The sequence below is a fragment of the Sulfitobacter sp. 15WGC genome, assembly GCF_005068605.1.
Taxonomy (GTDB): Bacteria; Pseudomonadota; Alphaproteobacteria; order Rhodobacterales; family Rhodobacteraceae; genus Sulfitobacter; species Sulfitobacter faviae.
This window is the reverse complement of the sequence record NZ_SZNL01000167.1, coordinates 1-254: the sequence shown is the minus strand read 5'-3', so window position 1 is coordinate 254 and position 254 is coordinate 1. Positions and strand designations below refer to the sequence as shown.

General features: G+C 68.1%; 1 pseudogene. It reads right to left on the bottom strand.

Going from position 1 to position 254, the window contains the following annotated elements:
* Positions 1-254, bottom strand: a pseudogene (locus FCK22_RS18410) (hypothetical protein); the annotation flags it as partial.

Sequence of the window (254 nt, the reverse complement as noted above, 5' to 3'; positions counted from 1 at the left end):
CCGTCTCTACGGCGGCATCCTCATTGACCAAGGCCCGTTGCAGGGCCGGGTCATGGGCATCGAAGGTGTCTTGAATCGCGCAGCGCCATGCCGCGGCGGAAGACGGAAAATGCGGCAGGTGATGCGCCGCCCCCGCCCGCGCCAGCGCCTCGGCCTTTTCGACCTGTTCGTCGAAATAGCGCCACTCCGGCACGGCGAGCCACGGGGTCTCTGCCGCGAGGATCTGGTGGCAGGTGGTGTTCCCGGTCGAGGCC